Source organism: Acinetobacter sp. HY1485, assembly GCF_027568475.1.
In the GTDB taxonomy this organism is placed as follows: domain Bacteria; phylum Pseudomonadota; class Gammaproteobacteria; order Pseudomonadales; family Moraxellaceae; genus Acinetobacter.
Window position 1 is genome coordinate 46,411 of the sequence record NZ_JANKZG010000003.1, and the last position, 19,727, is coordinate 66,137.

A 19,727-nucleotide genomic window follows, 5' to 3' on the forward strand; every position below is an offset into this window, starting at 1 on the left:
TATAAAGAAACAAAGTGCATCACTTAATGATAAGTAGACGCTTATATAACTTAAATTATCCCCTAATTTTCTAATTTTTCACATGGTTAAATGGTTTTTTATTAGACCAACTCGTTAAAAATTACAAATTTATTTAAATTGCATACGGTTATGAAACGCTTGACTGAGTGTATGGCTGTCTACGTACTCTAATTCGCCACCTTGAGGAACGCCTTGTGCGATTCGCGTCATTTGCACAGGAAAATGCTTACACGCTTCTAATAAATAATGTGCCGTTGCCTGCCCTTCTACTGTCGCATTGGTTGCTAAAATCACCTCTTTAATGTGATGATCTTTTAAACGCTCTATAAATGCAGGAATTCCAATTTCTTCAGGTCCGATCCCATCTAAAGGTGACAAATGCCCACCTAACACATGATACTTACCACCAAAACTACCACTTTGTTCAATTGCAAGAACATCAGCAGGCGATTCAACGACGCATATCAACGTATCATCGCGGGTGGGTGATGCACAGATATCACAAATATCATTTTCCGTTAGAGAATGACAGATCTGACATGCATGAATATAGTTTGCTGCTTCACTAAGTGCATGTGCAAGCCCTACAGCACCTTGTCTATTTTTCATTACAAGATGAAGTGCCATACGTTGAGCCGATTTTGGCCCAACGCTGGGTAAAACTCGCAATGCTTGTACCAATTGTTCAAAACGTTGGCTAAACATGCAATTTTTTCCTTAGAACATTCCTGCTAGACCTGGTGGTAATCCCATACCAGAGTTTGCAGATTTCATTTTTTCTTCCGAAATTTCTTCTGCCTGACGTGATGCATCATTCATTGCCGCAGCAATAAGATCTTCAATCATATCAGCATCATCTTGTAATAACTCAGGGTTAATTTCGATGCGTTTTACCACATGACGACATGTCATTGTCACTTTAACTAAACCACCGCCTGCTTCGGCACTTACTTCTGTTTGTGCAAGCTCTTCTTTTGCCTTTTTGGCATTGGCTTCTACTTCTTTTTGCATGCGCTGTGCTTGCTGCATCAACATATTGATATTCATCAATCAATACTCCTTAAATTAAATCTAAACCACGAGATAAGTCGGCAATAATATCACGAATGTCCTCAAGACCGACAGACACACGCACTAAACCTTCTTTAATGCCTGCTGCTTCTTTAGCTTCTGGAGACAATTTGCCGTGTGTTGTGGTTGCTGGGTGTGAAATTGTTGATTTCACATCACCTAAATTTCCTGTAATCGAAATAAACTGCGTGCTATCAATAATTTTCCATGCAGCTTCACGCTCACCTTCTACCTCAAACGATACAATACCACCAAAACCTTGCTGTTGTTTTTTTGCAAGTTCATGTCCTGGATGTGTTGGCAACCCTGAATAATAAACTTTGGTTACTTTAGGATGTGCTTCTAACCATTCAGCAAGTTGCTGTGCGCCTTGAGAATGTGCATTCATGCGTAAACGTAATGTTTCCAATCCTTTTAAGAAGACCCATGCATTAAATGGACTCATAGATGGCCCTAAGGTACGCACCACACCAAACACATCCTCTAATAGATCATGCTTTCCAACGACAGCACCACCCAAAGCACGCCCTTGCCCATCAATGTATTTGGTTGCTGAATATACAATTAAGTCTGCACCAAACTTAATCGGTTGTTGTAAAACAGGCGTACAAAATGTGTTATCTACCACCAATAATGCATCATGTGCATGTGCTAAATTTGCCAAAGCTTGAATATCAGCAACCACTGCAAGTGGGTTTGACGGCGATTCAATAAATAGCATTTTTGTATTTGGACGGATTAACGATTGCCATGCGTTTAAATCTGTCAAATCAACAAAATCAACCTCTACACCAAACTTACAAATATAGCGTTCAAATAACCCAACAGTGGAGCCAAATACATCACGCGAGCAAATAACATGATCACCTGCTTTTAAGTACGCCATCATAACAGCTAAGATTGCACCCATGCCCGAGCCTGTTGCCACTGCACGCTCTGCTCCATCAAGTGCAGCTAAGCGTTTTTCAAACATAGAAACTGTTGGATTAGTAAAGCGAGAATAAATATTCCCAACCTCACGTCCTTGAAACTTATCTGCTGCTTCTTGTGCATTTTTATATACAAAAGACGACGTTAAAAAAATTGGTTCGCCATGCTCCCCTTCAAAAGTACGTTCATGCCCTGTACGAATTGCTAAAGTATCTAAATGATATTGACTCATCACATCCACTCTGTATTTACATCAATTTTCTTCATTGTGATGACTTCACATTTAAATGGTCAAGGTAAATCTTGGGAATGTGGAAAAATTCATTAAAATTAAAAAACCATGAAAAAATGCTCAGGTTTTTGTATTAAAAATACCCAATCCTATTACATTTCTGCTACCAAAGAGCGGTATATACTATTGACTTGATTAAAACAAAAGCATGTTTACCTGTATTTACTCAATTTGTTTTTTTAATAAAGATACTTTTTGTGATTGAATTTTACACTACAGACCCTCATATTAGATGTATAACTTGATGAGGATACCCCATGAAAAAGGTACTATGCTTATTCACCTTGGGTTTATTGAGTGCAAATCTATTTGCTGCACCTGCCCAAACGTGTCAGCAACTTGAAGATGACTACAATCTAATTTATGCATCAAAAGGCTTTTGTTTTAAAGATCAGGATGCTATTTCTAAATATGGTAACGAAAACTGCCATACCACTAAACCAAAGTTTTCAGAGAAAGAGCAACAACGCCTCGATCAAATCAAAACACAGCAAAAAGAACTCAATTGTAAATAACCCATAGAATGCCTAGAATTATAGGCATTCTTTTTTTGAGTTATGGATATGACTTACGATAATCAAAATATTTTTGCAAAAATTCTTCGTGGTGAAATTCCTGCAATTAAAGTATACGAAGATGAACGCACATTGGCATTTATGGATATTATGCCTCAAGCCGATGGACATACATTGGTCATTCCAAAAGTACCTGCCACCACACTTTTAGATTTACCTGCGGATGATGCGGCATATACCATTCAAATTGTACAAAAGGTTGCCCGTGCTATTGAAAAAGCATTAGATACTAAAGGCATTGTACTCATGCAACTCTCTGGTGAGGCAGCAGGACAAACTGTTCCTCATGTGCATTTTCATTTAGTGCCTAGTTCAATTCATGACATGCGCCAACATGCAGCGCAAATGGGCGATCAAGATAAAATAAAAGCGCTTGCTGAAAAAATCAAACAAGCACTCTAATTTAAAGAGGGCAATTACTGCCCTTTTTTTATTTTAAGAAACTAGACACCATACCCAATACTTTTTGAATATCTGCATTTGCTTCTTGATGACTTGAATCTTCGCCTTTAGGTGTTAATGCATCTACAATTTGTGGCAGAACACTTGAAATTGCACCATAAACTGCTTGTGTTGTAGATTGTGTCTGATCAGCAACTTGTTGCACATCTTGTTCGTTAAACAACCCTTCCATATGGTCTGTAGACACTTTTTCACTGTTTGCTTGTTCTGGGTCTACCCAACTTTGTACCTGATTTGTTAGACCTGCACCACGCAACTTATCTAAAGCAGCTTGTAAACCACCTTGCTGTTGAATCCAAGATAAAATTAAAGGCACAACCGCTACTAATAAAGATTGCGCACCACCACTTGTTGTATTGTTATTATTACCACCCAACACAGAGCCTACTACACTACCCAACATACCACCTAAACCACTGTTATTTGATTGTTGATTTTGGTTTTGACCAAGTTGCCCCAAAACAGAACCTAACATCCCCCCCAAACCACCTTGTGAGTTTTGCGAGCCACCTAATGCTTGTTTTGCTAATGCTTCTACAATATTTGTTAAATCTGTCATAATTTAAACCTCTATAATTAAGTTACCAACGAAATTTATCCCAATTTTGCGGATTTGCCCAAAATTTAGCATTAAACCAATCAGGCACATGTTTATACGTTAAAATATTAAACTGCCAAACTTGCATCTCTTGTTGATGTACCACCTGTGTAAAACCAAGTGAACGTAATTGCTCTCCTGAATGACACACCACAATCACTGCTTTAGCAAATAAGTCTCTCAACCTTACCACGCTATGCAAATCAATTTCATGACCACATACCATGCAAGCCACATCATAACGCTGTGTAAAAGGCAGACTTAACAACATAGATACGTTAACATAGTCGCCATCTAAGCCATCAAAATGCTCACTATTCTGAGCAATATACAGTGCAGATTGCGGTTGCTCTTCTAATAAATCGTTGAGCATGTCACGAACAACATGTTGATAAACCATAAACTGCACCTTTTTCCTAGCGAGAGATAATATGGAACTACAAGGCATTTGCCATAAAATGCATGCCGATCTTGTTGATCAACGTATCACAGAACACCAAACCGAACAGGCAGATGTGTCTTACACGTTTATTCTAGACAAGTCTAAAGTGGATTTTCCATTTTCTCTAGGTGAAAAAATCCAAATTGAATGGACAGGGCAAATTATTTGTACCGCTTGTGGTACTCAAACCCCAAAATCATATGCGCAAGGTCATTGCTTTAAATGCTTTAAAACCAAAGCAGAATGCGACTTATGTATTATGAAACCCGAAACATGTCATCATCATTTAGGCACATGCCGAGAAGAAGATTTTGCACAGCGGGTCTGCTTTCAACCACATATTGTTTATTTGGCAAACTCAAGCGCCTTAAAAGTAGGCATTACACGCATTAGCCAAATGCCAACACGCTGGCTAGATCAAGGCGCATCACAAGCACTTCCAATTATGCAAGTAGGTTCGCGCCGTCTATCAGGACAGCTTGAAGTGATGTTTGGTGAATTAATTGCAGATAAAACCAATTGGCGTGCATTACTCAAAGGTACTGCCGAACCTTTAGATCTTATTCAAATTAGAGATGACTTACTTACACAGTTCGCCCCTAAAATTGAGAAAATTCGCCAAGAATTTAATGCCAATAGCGAGACTATTTCTGTACTTGAACAAGAACGCGTCAAAGAATTTATTTATCCTGTACTTGAATATCCAACTAAAATTAAATCACATAATTTAGATAAAACCCCACTTGTAGAAGGTACCTTGCAAGGCATTAAGGGGCAATATCTTATTTTAGATACAGGCGTGATTAATATGCGCAAATATACAGGGTACGATATTATTTTAAGAGCTTAAGCAGCGCTTGTACGGGATCTTGTGTATCACCAGAAATAAGCTGTTTATGCATCGTTAAATGTTGCATCATCTGAATTTTTGATGTGTTTTCATTCATCAAACGTTCAATTTGCACAGCAAGCTGTTCTGGTGTTGCCTCTTTTTGTACAAGTTCTTCAATTACTTTTTTACCTGCAATAATATTAGGTAAAGAATAATATGGAATTTTAATCATCCATTTAACTAATAGATACGTCAGCCAATGTAGCTTATAAAAAGTGACCATTGGTTTATGTAAAAGCATCGCTTCTAAGGTGGCAGTACCCGATGCCAATGCTACAATATCACTTGCCAACATCACTATACGCCCAATATTAGACGCTGAATTTTCTAAAATTTGAACACGGTTTTGAAATGCAACATCATAATTTTGTAAGATATTTTCAATTTGTGTTTTACGCTGTGCATTAATTGCAGGGACTAAAAACTGATACTCGGTATGGGTACGACTCAAAATTTGTCCTGCTTCAAATACCAAAGGTGCTAAACGTTCAACTTCTCCACGGCGACTACCAGGTAACAATGCAATGTACTTTTGATGTTTATTTAATCCCAAATCCTGTTTAGCTTGAGACGTATCATTTTCTAAAGGAAGTTGTTTTGCTAAAGGATGCCCTACAAAAATCGCAGGTACTTGGTATTGCTCATAAAATACTTTTTCAAATGGAAATAAGCACATCACTAAATCAATACTTTGTTTAATTCCAAAAACACGTTTTTGTCGCCATGCCCATACAGATGGACTTACATACTGAACCGTTTTAATCGGTAGTTGTTGTTGTCTTATTTTTTTGGATAAACGTAAATTGAAATCAGGCGCATCAATCCCAATAAAAATATCAATAGGGTTTTGCGTCCAACGGTCAACCAAACCATCACGCACAGCAAACAACTGTTTAATATCTTTTAAAACTTCTACAATACCCATTACGGCTAATGTTTCCATCGAATAAAAGCTCTGAAAACCCTCAGCCTGCATTTGAGGACCACCAATACCTTCAAACTCCACATCAATGCCCTGTGCCTTAAACTCACGAATAAGCGATGCGCCTAAAGTATCTCCAGAAACTTCGCCCACCACAATTCCTATTCTTAGTGTTTTGTTCTGCACAAGCACCTTCCTACTGACAAAATAAAGTCTATTATAAATGCAAATCATCAGAAAAAATACAATATAAACAATAAGTTAAATTGATTAAAAATCAAATTTTTCTTTTAACAATCAATAACATAGCATTAGCTAGAACAATACTTTATAATAGATACAACTGTATAAAGAATGCACGCTCATCTTTATATAGAGCATGTGCAAACAAATATGCAGTTGGATTATAAAAATGTTTAAGGAAAAAATATGCCAACAGCAAGAACAGTAACATCGCCTAAAAAATTTATTATTGGCAACGGACTATTCAACAATTTGGGGCAATATATTCAGGATTTTGGCTCTAAAGCCCTGATTATTTACGATGCTTTTTTTGAAGAGAAAGTAAAAACAGAGGTTATTCCTGCACTTCAACAAGCCAAAATTGACAGTGTATTAGAAGTCTTTTCTGGTGAATGTACAGAAAAAGAAATCCATCGCTTAAAAGACCTTGCAAGTACACACCATGTAAATGTAATTGTAGGGATTGGTGGCGGTAAAACGTTGGATACTGCAAAATCAACGGCGTTTTATAAAAAAGAACCTGTGATTATTTGCCCAACGATTGCCTCTACAGATGCACCATGTACTGCCCTTTCTGTGATTTATAACGAACAAGGGGAATTTGAACGTTATTTATTTTTACCTCAAAACCCAGATGCTGTAATTGTGGATAGCCATGTGATTGCGCAAGCCCCTATTCGCTTTTTTAGTGCAGGCATTGGTGATGCACTTGCAACCTACTTTGAAGCGCGTGCGTGTTACAACGCAGATGGCATTAACCTTGTCTTACAAAAACCATCACGTACAGGTTTGGGCTTAGCACATATGTGTTATACCTTATTAAAAGATAATGTAGCACAAGCCATGGATGCCGTAGAAAATAAAGTCGTAACACCCGCGTTAGAAACTATTTTGGAAGCAACAATTTATCTAAGTGGCGTAGGTGCAGAAGCAGGCGGACTTGCAGCAGCACATGCTGTCAATAATGGCATGTCTGTTATTACAGATTTGCACAAGGCACAACACGGCGAAAAAGTCACTTTTGGCTTACTTACACAATTGGTTTTAGAAAATGCACCTCAACAAGAGATTGAAGATGTCATTCATATCATTAAAACTGCCAAACTACCTTTAACTTTAGAAGATTTAGGATTACAAACTTTTGAAGCCCAAAAATGGCGTAAGGTTGCTGAAATTGCCTGTGCAGAGGGTGATACCATGGGTAACATGCCACGCAAAGTTTCAGTAGATGATGTTTATAATGCTATTGTGGCAGCCAATGCCCTCGCACATCGTTATAAATAAAGCTCAAAATAGGTGATTCATTCACCTATTTTTAACACACGTTAATGTAAATAATTATCATTTGCTTTTTAATCCAAAGAATAAGTAAATCACTTATACAGACAGCCACTTATTCCAAAAAAAACTAACATATGAACTATCTTAGATATTGGCAAGATAACAATGATGGAAGCCATTCAATTTATATTAGCAGGGGTGCTTGTTGGATTTTGCGTCGGCATTACAGGCGTGGGCGGTGGTTCGCTCATGACACCTATGCTTATTGGCATATTTAAAATTGAACCGCATATTGCAATCGGTACAGACCTGATCTATGCCTCTATTTCCAAATTTTGTGGCTCGTTGGTTCATGCAAAAAAATTAAATGTGGTCTGGTCTATTGTAATTTGGCTCTCTATTGGCAGTATCCCTGCTTCTTTTGCTACGCATTGGGTACTTGAACATTATCTTAGCCAATCTACCGAATATAAATCTGTACTGACGATGGTGTTAGGCTTTATGCTTACACTTACAGGGATTTCAATTATATTTAGAACTCAGATCGAGCAATTTTTTAATAAGCTTCGCAAACAGCACGAAAATGACATTGAACCTGAAAATTTAGTCCATCAGAAAAAATTCTTTATTGTATTAATGGGTTTGGTTTTGGGTATTTTTGTTACCCTTTCCTCTGTGGGTGCAGGTGCTTTTGGTGTTATGGCACTCATACTACTTTTCCCTAAAATGCCAATGATCCGTATTATTGGTTCTGATGTTGTGCATGCAGTTTGCTTAACGTTTGTTGCAGGCTTAGCACATATGAGCTCAGGTAACGTAAATTTTCATATTTTAGGTTGGTTGTTGGTCGGTTCTATTCCTGCCATTGTAGTTGGCACTCTCATCAGCTCTAAAATGCCTGAGAAACTGATCCGTAAAATTTTGGGAATTACTTTATTTTTACTTGGACTGAACTTTATTTTGCATCCAACTAAAGAAAAACCAAAGCCACCACCACAAACTGCTCTACAAATTCAAACTCAAACAACAAAAAGTCCTTTGGTCTAATGGACTTTTAATCCATTAGCGTTAATATAACCATGTAAACAGTATGGTATATTTTTAATAAACGATCAGTGACGGCGATGAATACAATACACTCTAATAGTTCAAATGATGATATTGATGATATTAATATCAGCAGTATGCACCCTTTAATTACACCTGCCGAGCTTAAAACGGCGCTTCCACTTTCAGATGTTGCTTATCAAAGCGTATCTAAAGGGCGTGAAACGGTTCGTAAAATTTTAGATGGTGAAGACAAACGCTTATTTGTAGTGATTGGTCCTTGCTCTATTCATGACCCCAAAGCAGCACATGAATATGCAGATCGTTTAAAAGTACTCAGCGAAAAAGTAAAAGACACTTTATTTTTAGTGATGCGTGTTTATTTTGAAAAGCCACGCACAACCGTAGGTTGGAAAGGTTTAATTAACGATCCTGATATGGATGACTCATTTGATATCGAAAAAGGTTTACACCTAGGGCGTCAGCTTTTATTAGAACTCAATGAAAAAGGCTTACCGTGCGCTACTGAAGCACTAGACCCTAATTCACCACAGTATTTACAAGACTTAATCTCTTGGTCTGCAATTGGTGCACGTACCACAGAAAGTCAAACACACCGTGAAATGTCATCAGGTTTATCTTCACCTGTTGGCTTTAAAAATGGTACAGATGGTGGGTTAACGGTTGCCACCAATGCCATGCAAGCCGTTAAACACGGGCATAACTTCTTAGGCTTAAATGACCAAGGACAAGTTGCTATTATTCGTACCAAAGGTAACCCTTACGCGCATGTTGTATTACGCGGTGGTAACGGTAAGCCTAATTACGATGCAACCTCTGTTGCACAAGCAGAAGATGCTTTAGCACGCGCCAAAGTTAGCCAAAAAATTATGATTGATGCAAGTCACGCCAATTCAAACAAAGACCCATACCTACAACCGCTTGTTCTTAAAAATGTGACTGAGCAAATTTTAGATGGCAACAAATCTATTGTTGGTTTGATGGTTGAAAGTCATCTTAAAGGTGGACGTCAAGATATTCCAACTAACCTATGTGACCTTGAATACGGACAATCGGTTACTGATGGTTGTATTGATTGGGATACGACTGAAAAAGTATTACTTGAAATGCACGAAACACTCAAAGACATCTTGCCAAACCGTTAATGTTTAGACGCGCCATCTCTGATGGCGTTTTTTATGTGATTAATTTTTATGAGTCATTTACAACAAGCCCTCTGCCAAACGCAAAACTTTCAGTATATTCACGAACGTTTATTTACGTCGGGACAACTTAATGCCGTACAGCTCAAAAAAATCAAAGAATATGGCATCAATACTGTTATCAATTTAGCACTTACAGATGCACCTAATCATCTGCATAACGAAGATAAAATGTGTTTGGATATAGGGCTTAACTATATTCAACTGCCGATTTGTTGGGATTTACCCGATGCAGAACAAGCGCTGTTTGTTCTAGATACGATTGATTTTCTAGTGAAAGACCATCAAGTTTGGGTACATTGTGTTAAAAACCATCGTGTTAGTGCTTTGATGTATTTATATCGTCAGTATTATATGGATATGGACATCGCCACTGCTCAACATCTATTACACCAAGTTTGGACACCTAATGATACTTGGACAGGACTTATTCATAGCGTAGATTTACTACTCAAAGGACGTAAAGCCACGCGTGAACTAGAACAGGCTCTATTCCAAACCCAACATTTTGTTTAAGCTTTTATCACCAATACAGTGGCTGTCGCTAAGATTCCCTCTTGGCGACCTGTAAAACCAAGTGCTTCTGTTGTTGTGGCTTTAATACTAATTTGGTCTACATTCACATCTAAGGCTTCTGCAACACTTTGGCGCATCGTTAGGTTATGTTTTGCCAACTTAGGGCGCTCACAAGCAACCGTCATATCTGCATTTGCCAGTACATAACCACGCGCAGTAATCATATCGTACACATGCTTTAAAAGTACTTTACTGTCTGCGCCTTTAAAACGTTCATCCGTATCAGGAAAATGTTGCCCAATATCGCCTAAACCTAATGTTCCTAGTAAAGCATCACTTAATGCATGTAAGATAACGTCACCATCTGAATGTGCTTTTAAGCCCTGTGTATGTGGAATTTTTACGCCTGCTAAGGTAACAAAAGTCCCTTCTTCAAATGCGTGTACATCTAAACCTTGTCCAATGCGAATGTCGGTAATCACACCCTACTCCATTATTTTTTCAATTTACAAAGTATAAACGCAGATTAACTGGCATACCTAAAAATATCCAAACCTTCGGTACTAATTTTAGGAGTTTGTTTGGCAATAATATCTGTTAAATATTGTGCAGAACCACATGCCATTGTCCAACCCAATGTGCCATGCCCTGTATTTAAAAATAGATTTTGGTAACGTGTTTTTCCCACAATAGGTGTACCATCAGGTGTCGCAGGACGTAGCCCTGTCCAAAAATTAAGCTCTGTTAAATCACTGGCTTTTGGAAAGAGTTGTTGCAATACCATTGTGAGTGTTTCTTCTCGTTCAGATTTAAGTGAATGGTCAAACCCATTAAGTTCTGCCATACCCCCTACCCGAATTCGATCATCAAATCGTGTTAAAGCAATTTTATATGTTTCATCTAAAATTGTGGATACAGGTGAACACTCAGGGCGTAAAATAGGCGTTGTAATTGAATAACCTTTTAATGGATAGACAGGCGCAAATATACCAATTTGTTTGAGCATTTCATGGCTATAACTCCCTAATGCCATCACATATACATCACCTTTTATCATTTCTTTATTTTGTAGTTCAATACCAATAATTTTGTCTTGAGCATACTTAATGGTCTTTATTTGTGCCTCAAAAATAAAGTTTACGCCCTGTTTTTGTGCAATTTTGGCTAAATGAGTTGTAAATTTCTGACAATCACCTGTTTCATCATGAGGTAATCTTAAACCACCTACAAAATCAGCCGTTGCATCTTTGAGTGCAGGTTCAATCTGTAGTACGCCTGTTTTATCTAATAGTTCATACGGTACATTTTCTTGATCTAAAACTGCTGTATCTTTTTGTGCGGCATCAAGTTGTTGTTGTGTTCTAAACAATTGTAATGTACCAAGTTGACGCTCATCAAAATGAATACCTGTTTCTTGCCGTAATAAATCAATACAATCTCGACTATATTCAGATAATCGCACCATCCGTTCTTTATTAATTTTATAGCGGTTTGTATTACATTCTGCCAACATCCGTACCATCCAATGATATTGATACATCTCACCTGTTAAACGTATAGATAAAGGCGAGTGATGCTGAAACAACCACTTAAATGCTTTTAATGGAATACCGGGAGCTGCCCAAGGTGAAGCATAGCCCGGAGAGATTTGCCCTGCATTAGCAAAGCTGGTTTCAAGTGCAACGTCCTTTTGTCGCTCAATAACAGTAACTTCGTAACCTGCTTGAGATAAATAATAGGCTGTGGTTGTTCCGATTACACCTGCACCCAACACTACAATATGCATTATTCTGTCCTTTTTATTTGCACTTTATACCAATGTAGCAAGATATATGCCGATATTTATGTTTAAAATACGTACAAAAATAGCGAGGGATAAAAGATGAAGGCATATCAGGTTTATAAGAATATGTGGGAAATTGCACATCAATTTGATCAAAAACTATATTTACGTGCATTTAGCTTAATTGTCATCGTCGCGTTAACGGCACTTGCAAGTACCTCGCTTCCTTTTTTTCTTAAACAAATCGTTGATAGTGCGACCTCACATAGCTCTATTTTTTTACTTATTCTTATTTATTGTATGATGTGGTTGGTCTATCAATTTTTAGAATGGGTAGAACGAATTGGATCTTCTATATTAAATAATAATTTAAGCACTGCTTTAAAAGTACATAGTTTGGAGAATTTCTTACAGTGTCAAAAATCCGAATTAGATCAAATCGACAGTGCCCATTTCATCTCAGATAGTAACCAAGCAAGTTCCGCTTTTTCACAACTTAACTCTACCTTTATATTTATTTTACTTCCTACATTGTTTCAACTTGTTTTTATCACTTTTTATTTAGCTCACAATATCAATATTTATTATGCATTCGCTTTTTTAGGTTTTGCACTACTTACATTTTGGCTATCTAAAAAAATTAATGCCTCAAGTGAAAAATATTTTGAACCTATCAAACAAGCACATAAAGAACAAAACAGTCTGTTTTTAGAAAAAGTTCAAAATTTTTATGACATTAAAGTCAATCATACGGTCAATTTTGAAAATCAGCGCTTTAGACAATCTGCTTTTCGCTTTTTAAAAACAACGGCTCAAAGCGATTTTAAAATTGGTCTATTTATGGTGCTGCAAGTCTGTATTATTTTTCTATTTTTAACTAGTTTTTTACTTTGCTCTGCCTATTTATTCAAACAAAACCAAATTACCATAGGCGACTTTATCTTGATTATTTCTTATGTAGGCATGCTCACCACGCCATTTTTGATGCTTTCTCAACAAACGACGCGTATTAGTCAGCACTTTTTTCATCTAAAACAACTTGTAAAATACTTTGATTTACCAAAAGACCATTTTTCAACAGAAAATTTACAAAATAGTCCCACAACTTATGTGTTTCAAGATGCTACATTTGAACTTGGCAAAAATATAATTTCTCATTTTAATTTTACTTTTTTACAAAACAAAGTGTATGCAATTGTGGGTAAAACGGGAATTGGTAAAACTACTTTTATTAATTATTTAGTTGGTCTAAAAAAATTACAAGCAGGGAAAATTTATTATAAAAATCTTGATATTACAGCACAATTTTCGGCGCATATTTTTAGTGAAATTGCATTTGTAGGACAAAATAGTGTTTTATATAATGGCACACTACGTGAAAACTTAATTTATAACTCACTACATTGTTATACAGATGATCAGCTTCATCAGTACTTAAATATTTTTTCTTTAGAAAATACTTTAAATAATCATCAACTCAATTTAGATAGCGACATTAATACCATTATTAGAAAGCTCTCAGGTGGAGAGCGCCAACGATTAAATATTATTCGTGCTTTATTAAAAAAACCGCAAGTTTTAATTTTAGATGAACCAACATCAGCGCTCGATGCAAAAACGGGGCAAGAGGTGTTTAACTATATAAAACAACAAGTGCCTACGCTTATTTTAATTACCCACTCAGCAAGTTATATGCAGTTTGCCGACGAAATTTTAGATTTTAATACCCTTGTGCCTGCAAAATTAGTTGAGCCAATACCAAATCTTCAGGATAAGTAATTTTAATATTATCAGCACGACCTGCAACCACACGTACAGGGTGTTCTGCGTATTCTAAAGCACTGGCTTCGTCTGTAATTGCAATATCAAATTTTAGTGCTTGTTCAATCGCTGTTTTAAGTAAGCCAATTGGTGCAATCTGTGGGGTTTGTGCTTGCCACAACGCCGTACGGTCTACTGTTTTTGTAATGTTTGGTGCATCTAATACTTGTTTAAGTGTATCTCTTACAGGGGTTGCTAAAATTGCGCTGATTGATTGCGTTATGGCTGTATTGTATAAATCATTTAATTGCTCCATGCCAACACAAGGGCGTGCAGCATCATGTACCAATACATAATCATTGGGATGGGCAATTTGAAGTAAATAAGTTAATGCATTAAGTACTGAGTGAACTCTTTCTTGTCCACCTTCGCATAAATGTATCTTTTCTTTTTGTTTGAATGGAATAGTTTGAATAACTGTATCTTGTGCATTCACGGCAAGCACACAACCCTGCAAAGGCAATGCAAATAAACGTTCTACACTATGCTGTAAAACCGTGACATCATTAATTGTTTGGTACTGTTTTAAGTCTGTTTTAGAAAATCGACTGCCCGATCCTGCTGCAGGCACAATTGCCCATAATTTAGTGGAAGTCTGGACTGTCTTCATCTTCATTATTTCTTTTATCACCACCTAATGGGTCAACATAGGTTTCTTGGTATTGTGGTGTGGTCAATGTACTCATTTGTACAAATGTTTCGTGTGGTTTGATTAAGCCTAAATCTAATCGTGCATGCTCTTCTACAGCTTCTGCACCATTTTTTAAATCATAAACTTCTGCGCCCAAAATACGGTTACGTTCTTTTAAGTCTTGGTTCGTTTCTGCTTGGTCTTGGATTTGTTGCATAAGGTGCTGATGGTCAAAATACCCCCCCTCACCAAACCAATACATGTATTGAAATCCTGCAATTAAGCAAATTGCCAAGATTGCAATACACCAGCTAGAAAACGAGTTAAAGACATCTTTAAAGAACGTAACCATTTGACTTATTTCAGACCTTTAAACTCTGCACGACCACGGTAAACCGCTTTTGTTACTTCTTCAATACGTAGAAGTTGGTTATATTTTGCAATACGGTCTGAACGGCTAAGTGAACCTGTTTTAATTTGTCCTGCCGCTGTGCCTACTGCTAAATCTGCAATTGTTGAATCTTCTGTTTCGCCAGAACGATGTGAAATTACAGTGGTATAGCCATTTTCTTTAGCAAGATAAATTGCATCTAATGTTTCTGTCAGCGTACCAATCTGATTATATTTAATTAAGATTGAGTTACCCACATGCTCATTAATACCACGTTGTAATATTTTAGGATTCGTTACGAATAAATCATCACCAACCAATTGGATTTTGTCCCCTAAAATAGAGGTTAAATAAGACCAACCTTCCCAATCAGACTCATCTAAACCATCTTCAATTGAAATAATTGGATATTGGTTTGCAAGTCCTGCTAGGTAGTCTGCAAATTGGTTGCTTGTGAATGCTTTATTGCCTTCACCTGCCAAAATGTACTGACCATCTTTATAAAATTCTGATGATGCGCAGTCTAATGCAAGCATAATGTCCGAACCTGCTTTATAGCCTGTTTGTCCAATCGCTTCCAAAATTACAGTAATAGCTTCTTCGTTTGAGCGTAAGTTTGGTGCAAAACCACCTTCATCACCTACTGCTGTGTTCAAGCCTTTTTTCTTTAATACAGATTTAAGTGCGTGGAATGTTTCAGCCCCTGCACGTAAACTTTCTGCAAAAGAGGTAAAACCAACAGGCTCAATCATAAACTCTTGAATATCAACAGTGTTATCTGCGTGTGCACCACCATTGATGATATTCATCATTGGAACAGGCATAGACAATATTTTTTGTCCACGTAAGTTCGCAATATATTGGTACAGAGGAATTTTCTGCTCTTCAGCTGCTGCACGTGCTGCTGCTAAAGAAACTGCCAAAGTCGCATTTGCCCCAAGTTTTGATTTATTTTCAGTACTATCAAATGCAATCATTGCATCATCTAGTCCTTTTTGATCAAAAACATCTTTGCCCACAAGTAAATTACGGATATCCGTATTTACATGTTCAACCGCTTTGAGTACACCTTTACCTAAGTAACGTGATTGATCCCCATCACGCAGTTCTAATGCTTCACGAGAACCCGTAGAAGCACCAGATGGTGCACAAGAACGCCCCACCACACCAGATGCTAAAATAACATCTGCTTCAATAGTTGGATTACCACGAGAATCTAAAATCTCGCGTGCGCGAATGTCAACGATTTGGCTCATGAACAATTCCTCTGTTTTATTAATGCATTCTTTGCATTAGTTTGTGTTTAGTTTTTTAAATCCTTTTACAAGCGTATCCAATTCTTTTAACTGTGCCAAAAACGGTTCAAGTTGTGATAAACGTAAAGCACATGGACCATCACATTTTGCAATATCTGGATTTGGATGCGCTTCTAAGAACAATCCTGCTAATCCTGTTGCCATGCCTGCACGTGCAAGTGTCGCAATTTGCGCACGACGCCCACCTGCAGAATCCTCACGCCCTCCTGGTGTTTGCAATGCGTGGGTAACATCAAAGAAAACAGGAACATTCATTTCCTTCATAATGTCAAAACCAAGCATATCCACAACAAGATTATTGTAACCAAATGCAGAACCACGCTCACATAAAATGAGTTTATCGTTTCCTGCTTCTAGACACTTGTTAATGATATGACTCATCTCACGAGGAGATAAGAATTGCGCTTTTTTAATATTAATAATGGCGTCTGTTTTAGCAATTGCTTCAACTAAATCTGTCTGACGGCTTAAAAATGCAGGTAACTGTACAATATCTGCAACTTCTGCAACCGCTTCTGCCTGAAATGGTTCATGTACATCTGTAATAATCGGTACATTGAGGTGTTTTTTCAGCTCACCTAACCATTTCACCCCTTTTTCCAAACCAGGTCCACGAAATGAATGTAGGCTTGAACGGTTTGCTTTATCAAAACTTGCTTTAAAGACATACGGAATGTCTAAACGCTTACAAATTTCGATATAAGTTTCTGCGATTTCGAAAGCAAGGTCTTTAGATTCAAGTACATTCATGCCGCCGAATAATACAAATGGCAAATGATTTGCCATTTGTATATCACCTAAACGTACAATTTCTTGAGGTTTTAATTGTGACATTTAAACTATTTTCCCTACTATAATTATTTGCTTGAGTATTGTGCTTTTGCCGCATCAATAAAGCTTGCAAACAATGGGTGACCATCGCGTGGTGAGCTTGTAAATTCTGGGTGGAACTGTACAGCAATAAACCACGGATGCGCTGGAATTTCAACTGTTTCTACAAGATGTTGTACAGAAGAATAACCAGACACAAGCATGCCCGCTTCTTTTAATGGCTCAATAAAGCGGTCGTTCATTTCGTAACGATGACGATGGCGCTCTGTGATTTCTGCTTTACCATACACCTGACGTGTTTTTGTACCTTCAACCAATTCAGATTTTTGAGCACCTAAACGCATTGTTCCACCAAGATCAGACTCAGTATTACGCTGTTGCAATTCACCACGTTCGTCTAACCATTCAGTAATTAAACCAATCAATGGATATTTAGTTGAACGGTTAAATTCGGTAGAAGATGCTTCTGCCATACCTGCAACGTTACGTGCGTACTCAATTACAGCCAACTGCATGCCTAAACAAATACCTAAAAATGGTACTTTGTTTTCGCGTGCGTAACGAATAGCTTTCATTTTTCCTTCAGTACCGCGCTCACCAAATCCACCCGGAACTAAAATTGCGTTTGCATCTGCAAGCACTTCTGCCACATCTTGGCTTTCTAGTTTTTCTGCATCTACATAGTCAATTTGTACTTTAACGCGGTTTTGAATACCTGCATGTAATAACGCTTCGTTAACAGATTTATAAGCATCTGGCAATTCGACATATTTACCCACCATCGCAACACGTACTGTGTACTCTGGGTTGAATAATGCTTCACACACATCGTCCCAATCTGAAAGATCAGCTTCTGGTAAATCTGTATAACCAAAACGCTCACAAATCACGTCATCTACATTTTGTTCTGAGAACTTACGTGGAATTTCGTAAATAGTTTTTGCATCTTTACATACCACTACGGCACGCGCTTCTACATTGGTAAATAATGCAATTTTACGGCGTGTTTCAGCATCAACATCATGCTCGGTACGGCAAATTAAGATGTCTGGTTGAATACCAATAGAAAGAAGTTCTTTTACAGAATGTTGTGTTGGCTTTGTTTTTAACTCAGCTGCAGAACGGATATAAGGCAATAATGTTAAGTGCATTAACATACTACGTTTATGACCTAACTCAACCATTAATTGACGTACAGATTCCATAAATGGAAGTGATTCGATATCACCCACTGTACCGCCAATTTCAACAATAGCAACATCATAGCCTTCGCCTGCACGAAGAACACGTTCTTTAATGTTATCTGTAATATGAGGGATCACTTGAACAGTGCCACCTAAGTAGTCACCACGGCGTTCTTTGTTTAAAACGTCTTGGTATACACGACCACTTGTGAAGTTGTTTAGCTTGGTCATTTTTGCACGGCGTAAGAAACGCTCGTAGTAACCTAAGTCTAAATCTGTTTCGGCACCATCTTCTGTTACAAAGACTTCACCATGTTGAAACGGGCTCATTGTCCCTGGATCGACATTGATGTATGGATCCATTTTAACCATGGTTACTTTTAAACCACGAGCTTCTAATAGTGCAGCAACAGAAGCAGCTGAAATACCTTTACCTAATGATGATACAACACCACCAGTAACGAAAATAAAATGGGTCATTCGGGTTCTCGTACAATCAAGCCTAAATCGGCATGCAATGCTGGGCAATTTTACTTTACTCTGCCCCTATAAAGCAAAGTCATTCAGCATGTATTCACACAACAATAAACAGTTGTGCATTCTATCACCAAATTTTAACAAATTGAATGAGACATCTGAACATTTGCAATCTTGCGTTTCTTGTTATAATAGTGCCATCTTCACTCACTTAAATTACACAATGATGAATAAAAAAGTTCTTATATCAAGTGTGCTTGTTGTAGCAGGATTGTACCTGACTGCATGTTCTAAACAAGAAGAACCAAAAACAGCGGACAACACGACTGAGCAAAATCCAAGTGAAGCACCTATGCACCCACTTAACCAACCTGCTCCAGTTGCGTCTACCCCTGTACCAAGTACACCACCTCCAATGGCAACATCGGAACCTCAGCACTCAGAGATGGTCATGGCTGATGATACTACACCACCACGTCCCCACTTCTCTAAACCACGCCATAGTGAGCCTAAAGCAGTTGCACCTACTCAAGATAATAATGTGGAAGTTCAGCGTGAAGCGACTGAAAACACCACCACAGAGATTCGTCGTGAGTATAAAAAGCCACATGCAAATAACGATGCACCCAAACCACATGTAGAGCCTGTTGCTACAACAGTTGCAGATACACCTAAAGTAGAAAAGCCAAAACGCTCATCAGCTAACTTAACGCAAGATGATGCTGTTGCAGCAGCAATGGCAGCCGCTAAACCTGCGCTATAAATAAAAAAACCAGCA

22 protein-coding genes are annotated in these 19,727 nt (G+C 37.7%); 9 read left to right on the plus strand and 13 right to left on the minus strand.

The window, feature by feature from the left end; all coding sequences use genetic code 11:
- Window positions 1-129 precede the first annotated feature (129 nt).
- From recR to PCI70_RS03985, 3 genes are read right to left on the minus strand one after another with little or no spacing between them, the layout of a single operon-like run.
- A complete protein-coding gene (recR, locus tag PCI70_RS03975) occupies window positions 130-726 on the minus strand; it encodes a recombination mediator RecR (RefSeq protein ID WP_269914065.1) in 597 nt (198 codons plus the stop codon).
- Between the two features lie 12 nt (window positions 727-738).
- A complete protein-coding gene (locus PCI70_RS03980; protein ID WP_269914066.1) occupies window positions 739-1,068 on the minus strand; it encodes a YbaB/EbfC family nucleoid-associated protein in 330 nt (109 codons plus the stop codon).
- 13 nt (window positions 1,069-1,081) lie between these two features.
- The gene (locus tag PCI70_RS03985; RefSeq protein WP_269914067.1) at window positions 1,082-2,254 is read right to left on the minus strand and encodes an O-succinylhomoserine sulfhydrylase; all 1,173 of its coding nucleotides are present in this window, start codon (window positions 2,252-2,254) and stop codon (window positions 1,082-1,084) included.
- 317 nt (window positions 2,255-2,571) lie between these two features.
- On the opposite strand from PCI70_RS03985, the gene PCI70_RS03990 reads away from it, so the two are divergent.
- A complete protein-coding gene (locus tag PCI70_RS03990; protein ID WP_269914068.1) occupies window positions 2,572-2,829 on the plus strand; it encodes a YARHG domain-containing protein in 258 nt (85 codons plus the stop codon).
- 48 nt (window positions 2,830-2,877) lie between these two features.
- On the plus strand, window positions 2,878-3,291 hold the full coding sequence (locus PCI70_RS03995; protein ID WP_269914069.1) for an HIT family protein: 414 nt from the start codon (window positions 2,878-2,880) through the stop codon (window positions 3,289-3,291).
- A 28-nt stretch (window positions 3,292-3,319) separates the two neighbouring features.
- On the opposite strand, the gene PCI70_RS04000 is transcribed toward PCI70_RS03995, so the two are convergent.
- Complete coding sequence (locus tag PCI70_RS04000) at window positions 3,320-3,910, minus strand: YidB family protein (RefSeq protein ID WP_269914070.1); 591 nt, start codon at window positions 3,908-3,910, stop codon at window positions 3,320-3,322.
- Window positions 3,911-3,932: 22 nt separating this feature from the next.
- Window positions 3,933-4,349: a DUF6231 family protein gene (locus PCI70_RS04005; protein ID WP_269914071.1), complete on the minus strand. Its 417-nt coding sequence runs from the start codon at window positions 4,347-4,349 to the stop codon at window positions 3,933-3,935.
- 31 nt (window positions 4,350-4,380) lie between these two features.
- Here PCI70_RS04005 and PCI70_RS04010 point away from each other — a divergent pair, with 31 nt between their 5' ends.
- Window positions 4,381-5,241 carry a DUF2797 domain-containing protein gene (locus PCI70_RS04010; RefSeq protein WP_269914072.1) on the plus strand — a complete coding sequence of 287 codons (861 nt, stop codon included), beginning with the start codon at window positions 4,381-4,383 and terminating at the stop codon, window positions 5,239-5,241.
- On the opposite strand, the gene lpxB is transcribed toward PCI70_RS04010, so the two are convergent.
- Window positions 5,225-6,391: a lipid-A-disaccharide synthase gene (gene lpxB, locus PCI70_RS04015; RefSeq protein ID WP_269914073.1), complete on the minus strand. Its 1,167-nt coding sequence runs from the start codon at window positions 6,389-6,391 to the stop codon at window positions 5,225-5,227. The genes PCI70_RS04010 and lpxB overlap by 17 nt on opposite strands.
- 243 nt (window positions 6,392-6,634) lie before the next feature.
- Between lpxB and PCI70_RS04020 the strand changes: the two genes are divergently transcribed.
- The 4 genes from PCI70_RS04020 (at window position 6,635) to PCI70_RS04035 (ending at window position 10,515) form a co-directional block, all read left to right on the plus strand.
- Window positions 6,635-7,732, plus strand: a complete 1,098-nt coding sequence (locus tag PCI70_RS04020) for a glycerol dehydrogenase (RefSeq protein WP_269914074.1) — start codon at window positions 6,635-6,637, stop codon at window positions 7,730-7,732.
- Between the two features lie 162 nt (window positions 7,733-7,894).
- Window positions 7,895-8,776 carry a sulfite exporter TauE/SafE family protein gene (locus PCI70_RS04025; protein ID WP_269914075.1) on the plus strand — a complete coding sequence of 294 codons (882 nt, stop codon included), beginning with the start codon at window positions 7,895-7,897 and terminating at the stop codon, window positions 8,774-8,776.
- Window positions 8,777-8,853: 77 nt separating this feature from the next.
- Window positions 8,854-9,942, plus strand: a complete 1,089-nt coding sequence (locus PCI70_RS04030) for a 3-deoxy-7-phosphoheptulonate synthase (RefSeq protein ID WP_269914076.1) — start codon at window positions 8,854-8,856, stop codon at window positions 9,940-9,942.
- A 48-nt stretch (window positions 9,943-9,990) separates the two neighbouring features.
- On the plus strand, window positions 9,991-10,515 hold the full coding sequence (locus PCI70_RS04035; protein WP_269914077.1) for a protein tyrosine phosphatase family protein: 525 nt from the start codon (window positions 9,991-9,993) through the stop codon (window positions 10,513-10,515).
- On the opposite strand, the gene ispF is transcribed toward PCI70_RS04035, so the two are convergent.
- Together ispF and PCI70_RS04045 are read right to left on the minus strand one after the other, a co-directional pair.
- Window positions 10,512-10,997, minus strand: a complete 486-nt coding sequence (gene ispF / locus PCI70_RS04040; protein WP_269914078.1) for a 2-C-methyl-D-erythritol 2,4-cyclodiphosphate synthase — start codon at window positions 10,995-10,997, stop codon at window positions 10,512-10,514. The genes PCI70_RS04035 and ispF overlap by 4 nt on opposite strands.
- A gap of 44 nt (window positions 10,998-11,041) precedes the next feature.
- Window positions 11,042-12,301: a D-amino acid dehydrogenase gene (locus PCI70_RS04045; protein ID WP_269914079.1), complete on the minus strand. Its 1,260-nt coding sequence runs from the start codon at window positions 12,299-12,301 to the stop codon at window positions 11,042-11,044.
- Between the two features lie 96 nt (window positions 12,302-12,397).
- Here PCI70_RS04045 and PCI70_RS04050 point away from each other — a divergent pair, with 96 nt between their 5' ends.
- Window positions 12,398-14,077, plus strand: coding sequence for an ATP-binding cassette domain-containing protein (locus tag PCI70_RS04050; protein ID WP_269914080.1), 1,680 nt, complete (start codon window positions 12,398-12,400; stop codon window positions 14,075-14,077).
- Here PCI70_RS04050 and ispD read toward each other — a convergent pair.
- The 5 genes from ispD to PCI70_RS04075 are packed head-to-tail and all read right to left on the minus strand — an operon-like array spanning window position 14,019 to window position 18,952.
- Entirely contained in the window at window positions 14,019-14,735 is a 717-nt protein-coding gene (ispD, locus tag PCI70_RS04055) for a 2-C-methyl-D-erythritol 4-phosphate cytidylyltransferase (protein WP_269914081.1), read from the minus strand. The two genes, PCI70_RS04050 and ispD, sit on opposite strands and share 59 nt — an antisense overlap.
- Window positions 14,704-15,102 (minus strand): septum formation initiator family protein, encoded by a 399-nt coding sequence (locus PCI70_RS04060; protein ID WP_269914082.1) that lies wholly within the window; start codon window positions 15,100-15,102, stop codon window positions 14,704-14,706. Before PCI70_RS04060 ends, ispD begins: the two co-directional genes overlap by 32 nt.
- A 5-nt stretch (window positions 15,103-15,107) precedes the next feature.
- Entirely contained in the window at window positions 15,108-16,397 is a 1,290-nt protein-coding gene (eno, locus tag PCI70_RS04065) for a phosphopyruvate hydratase (protein WP_269914083.1), read from the minus strand.
- A 36-nt stretch (window positions 16,398-16,433) separates the two neighbouring features.
- A complete protein-coding gene (gene kdsA, locus PCI70_RS04070) occupies window positions 16,434-17,291 on the minus strand; it encodes a 3-deoxy-8-phosphooctulonate synthase (protein ID WP_269914084.1) in 858 nt (285 codons plus the stop codon).
- A 23-nt stretch (window positions 17,292-17,314) separates the two neighbouring features.
- Window positions 17,315-18,952: a CTP synthase gene (locus PCI70_RS04075; RefSeq protein WP_269914085.1), complete on the minus strand. Its 1,638-nt coding sequence runs from the start codon at window positions 18,950-18,952 to the stop codon at window positions 17,315-17,317.
- Between the two features lie 220 nt (window positions 18,953-19,172).
- Between PCI70_RS04075 and PCI70_RS04080 the strand changes: the two genes are divergently transcribed.
- Window positions 19,173-19,712: a hypothetical protein gene (locus tag PCI70_RS04080; RefSeq protein WP_269914086.1), complete on the plus strand. Its 540-nt coding sequence runs from the start codon at window positions 19,173-19,175 to the stop codon at window positions 19,710-19,712.
- Window positions 19,713-19,727 lie beyond the last annotated feature (15 nt).

What these genes read in the sequence shown, in the direction of transcription:
- PCI70_RS04035 (WP_269914077.1), top strand. Translation starts at nt 9,991, where the DNA reads ATGAGTCATTTACAACAAGCCCTCTGCCAAACGCAAAACTTTCAGTAT.
- PCI70_RS04050 (WP_269914080.1), top strand. Translation starts at nt 12,398, where the DNA reads ATGAAGGCATATCAGGTTTATAAGAATATGTGGGAAATTGCACATCAA.
- PCI70_RS04080 (WP_269914086.1), top strand. Translation starts at nt 19,173, where the DNA reads ATGATGAATAAAAAAGTTCTTATATCAAGTGTGCTTGTTGTAGCAGGA.
- PCI70_RS04025 (WP_269914075.1), top strand. Translation starts at nt 7,895, where the DNA reads ATGATGGAAGCCATTCAATTTATATTAGCAGGGGTGCTTGTTGGATTT.
- PCI70_RS03990 (WP_269914068.1), top strand. Translation starts at nt 2,572, where the DNA reads ATGAAAAAGGTACTATGCTTATTCACCTTGGGTTTATTGAGTGCAAAT.
- PCI70_RS03995 (WP_269914069.1), top strand. Translation starts at nt 2,878, where the DNA reads ATGACTTACGATAATCAAAATATTTTTGCAAAAATTCTTCGTGGTGAA.
- PCI70_RS04010 (WP_269914072.1), top strand. Translation starts at nt 4,381, where the DNA reads ATGGAACTACAAGGCATTTGCCATAAAATGCATGCCGATCTTGTTGAT.
- PCI70_RS03980 (WP_269914066.1), bottom strand. Translation starts at nt 1,068, where the DNA reads ATGAATATCAATATGTTGATGCAGCAAGCACAGCGCATGCAAAAAGAA.
- kdsA (WP_269914084.1), bottom strand. Translation starts at nt 17,291, where the DNA reads ATGTCACAATTAAAACCTCAAGAAATTGTACGTTTAGGTGATATACAA.
- PCI70_RS04000 (WP_269914070.1), bottom strand. Translation starts at nt 3,910, where the DNA reads ATGACAGATTTAACAAATATTGTAGAAGCATTAGCAAAACAAGCATTA.
- PCI70_RS04075 (WP_269914085.1), bottom strand. Translation starts at nt 18,952, where the DNA reads ATGACCCATTTTATTTTCGTTACTGGTGGTGTTGTATCATCATTAGGT.
- PCI70_RS03985 (WP_269914067.1), bottom strand. Translation starts at nt 2,254, where the DNA reads ATGAGTCAATATCATTTAGATACTTTAGCAATTCGTACAGGGCATGAA.
- eno (WP_269914083.1), bottom strand. Translation starts at nt 16,397, where the DNA reads ATGAGCCAAATCGTTGACATTCGCGCACGCGAGATTTTAGATTCTCGT.
- recR (WP_269914065.1), bottom strand. Translation starts at nt 726, where the DNA reads ATGTTTAGCCAACGTTTTGAACAATTGGTACAAGCATTGCGAGTTTTA.
- PCI70_RS04020 (WP_269914074.1), top strand. Translation starts at nt 6,635, where the DNA reads ATGCCAACAGCAAGAACAGTAACATCGCCTAAAAAATTTATTATTGGC.
- PCI70_RS04005 (WP_269914071.1), bottom strand. Translation starts at nt 4,349, where the DNA reads ATGGTTTATCAACATGTTGTTCGTGACATGCTCAACGATTTATTAGAA.
- PCI70_RS04060 (WP_269914082.1), bottom strand. Translation starts at nt 15,102, where the DNA reads ATGGTTACGTTCTTTAAAGATGTCTTTAACTCGTTTTCTAGCTGGTGT.
- ispD (WP_269914081.1), bottom strand. Translation starts at nt 14,735, where the DNA reads ATGAAGATGAAGACAGTCCAGACTTCCACTAAATTATGGGCAATTGTG.
- PCI70_RS04030 (WP_269914076.1), top strand. Translation starts at nt 8,854, where the DNA reads ATGAATACAATACACTCTAATAGTTCAAATGATGATATTGATGATATT.
- PCI70_RS04045 (WP_269914079.1), bottom strand. Translation starts at nt 12,301, where the DNA reads ATGCATATTGTAGTGTTGGGTGCAGGTGTAATCGGAACAACCACAGCC.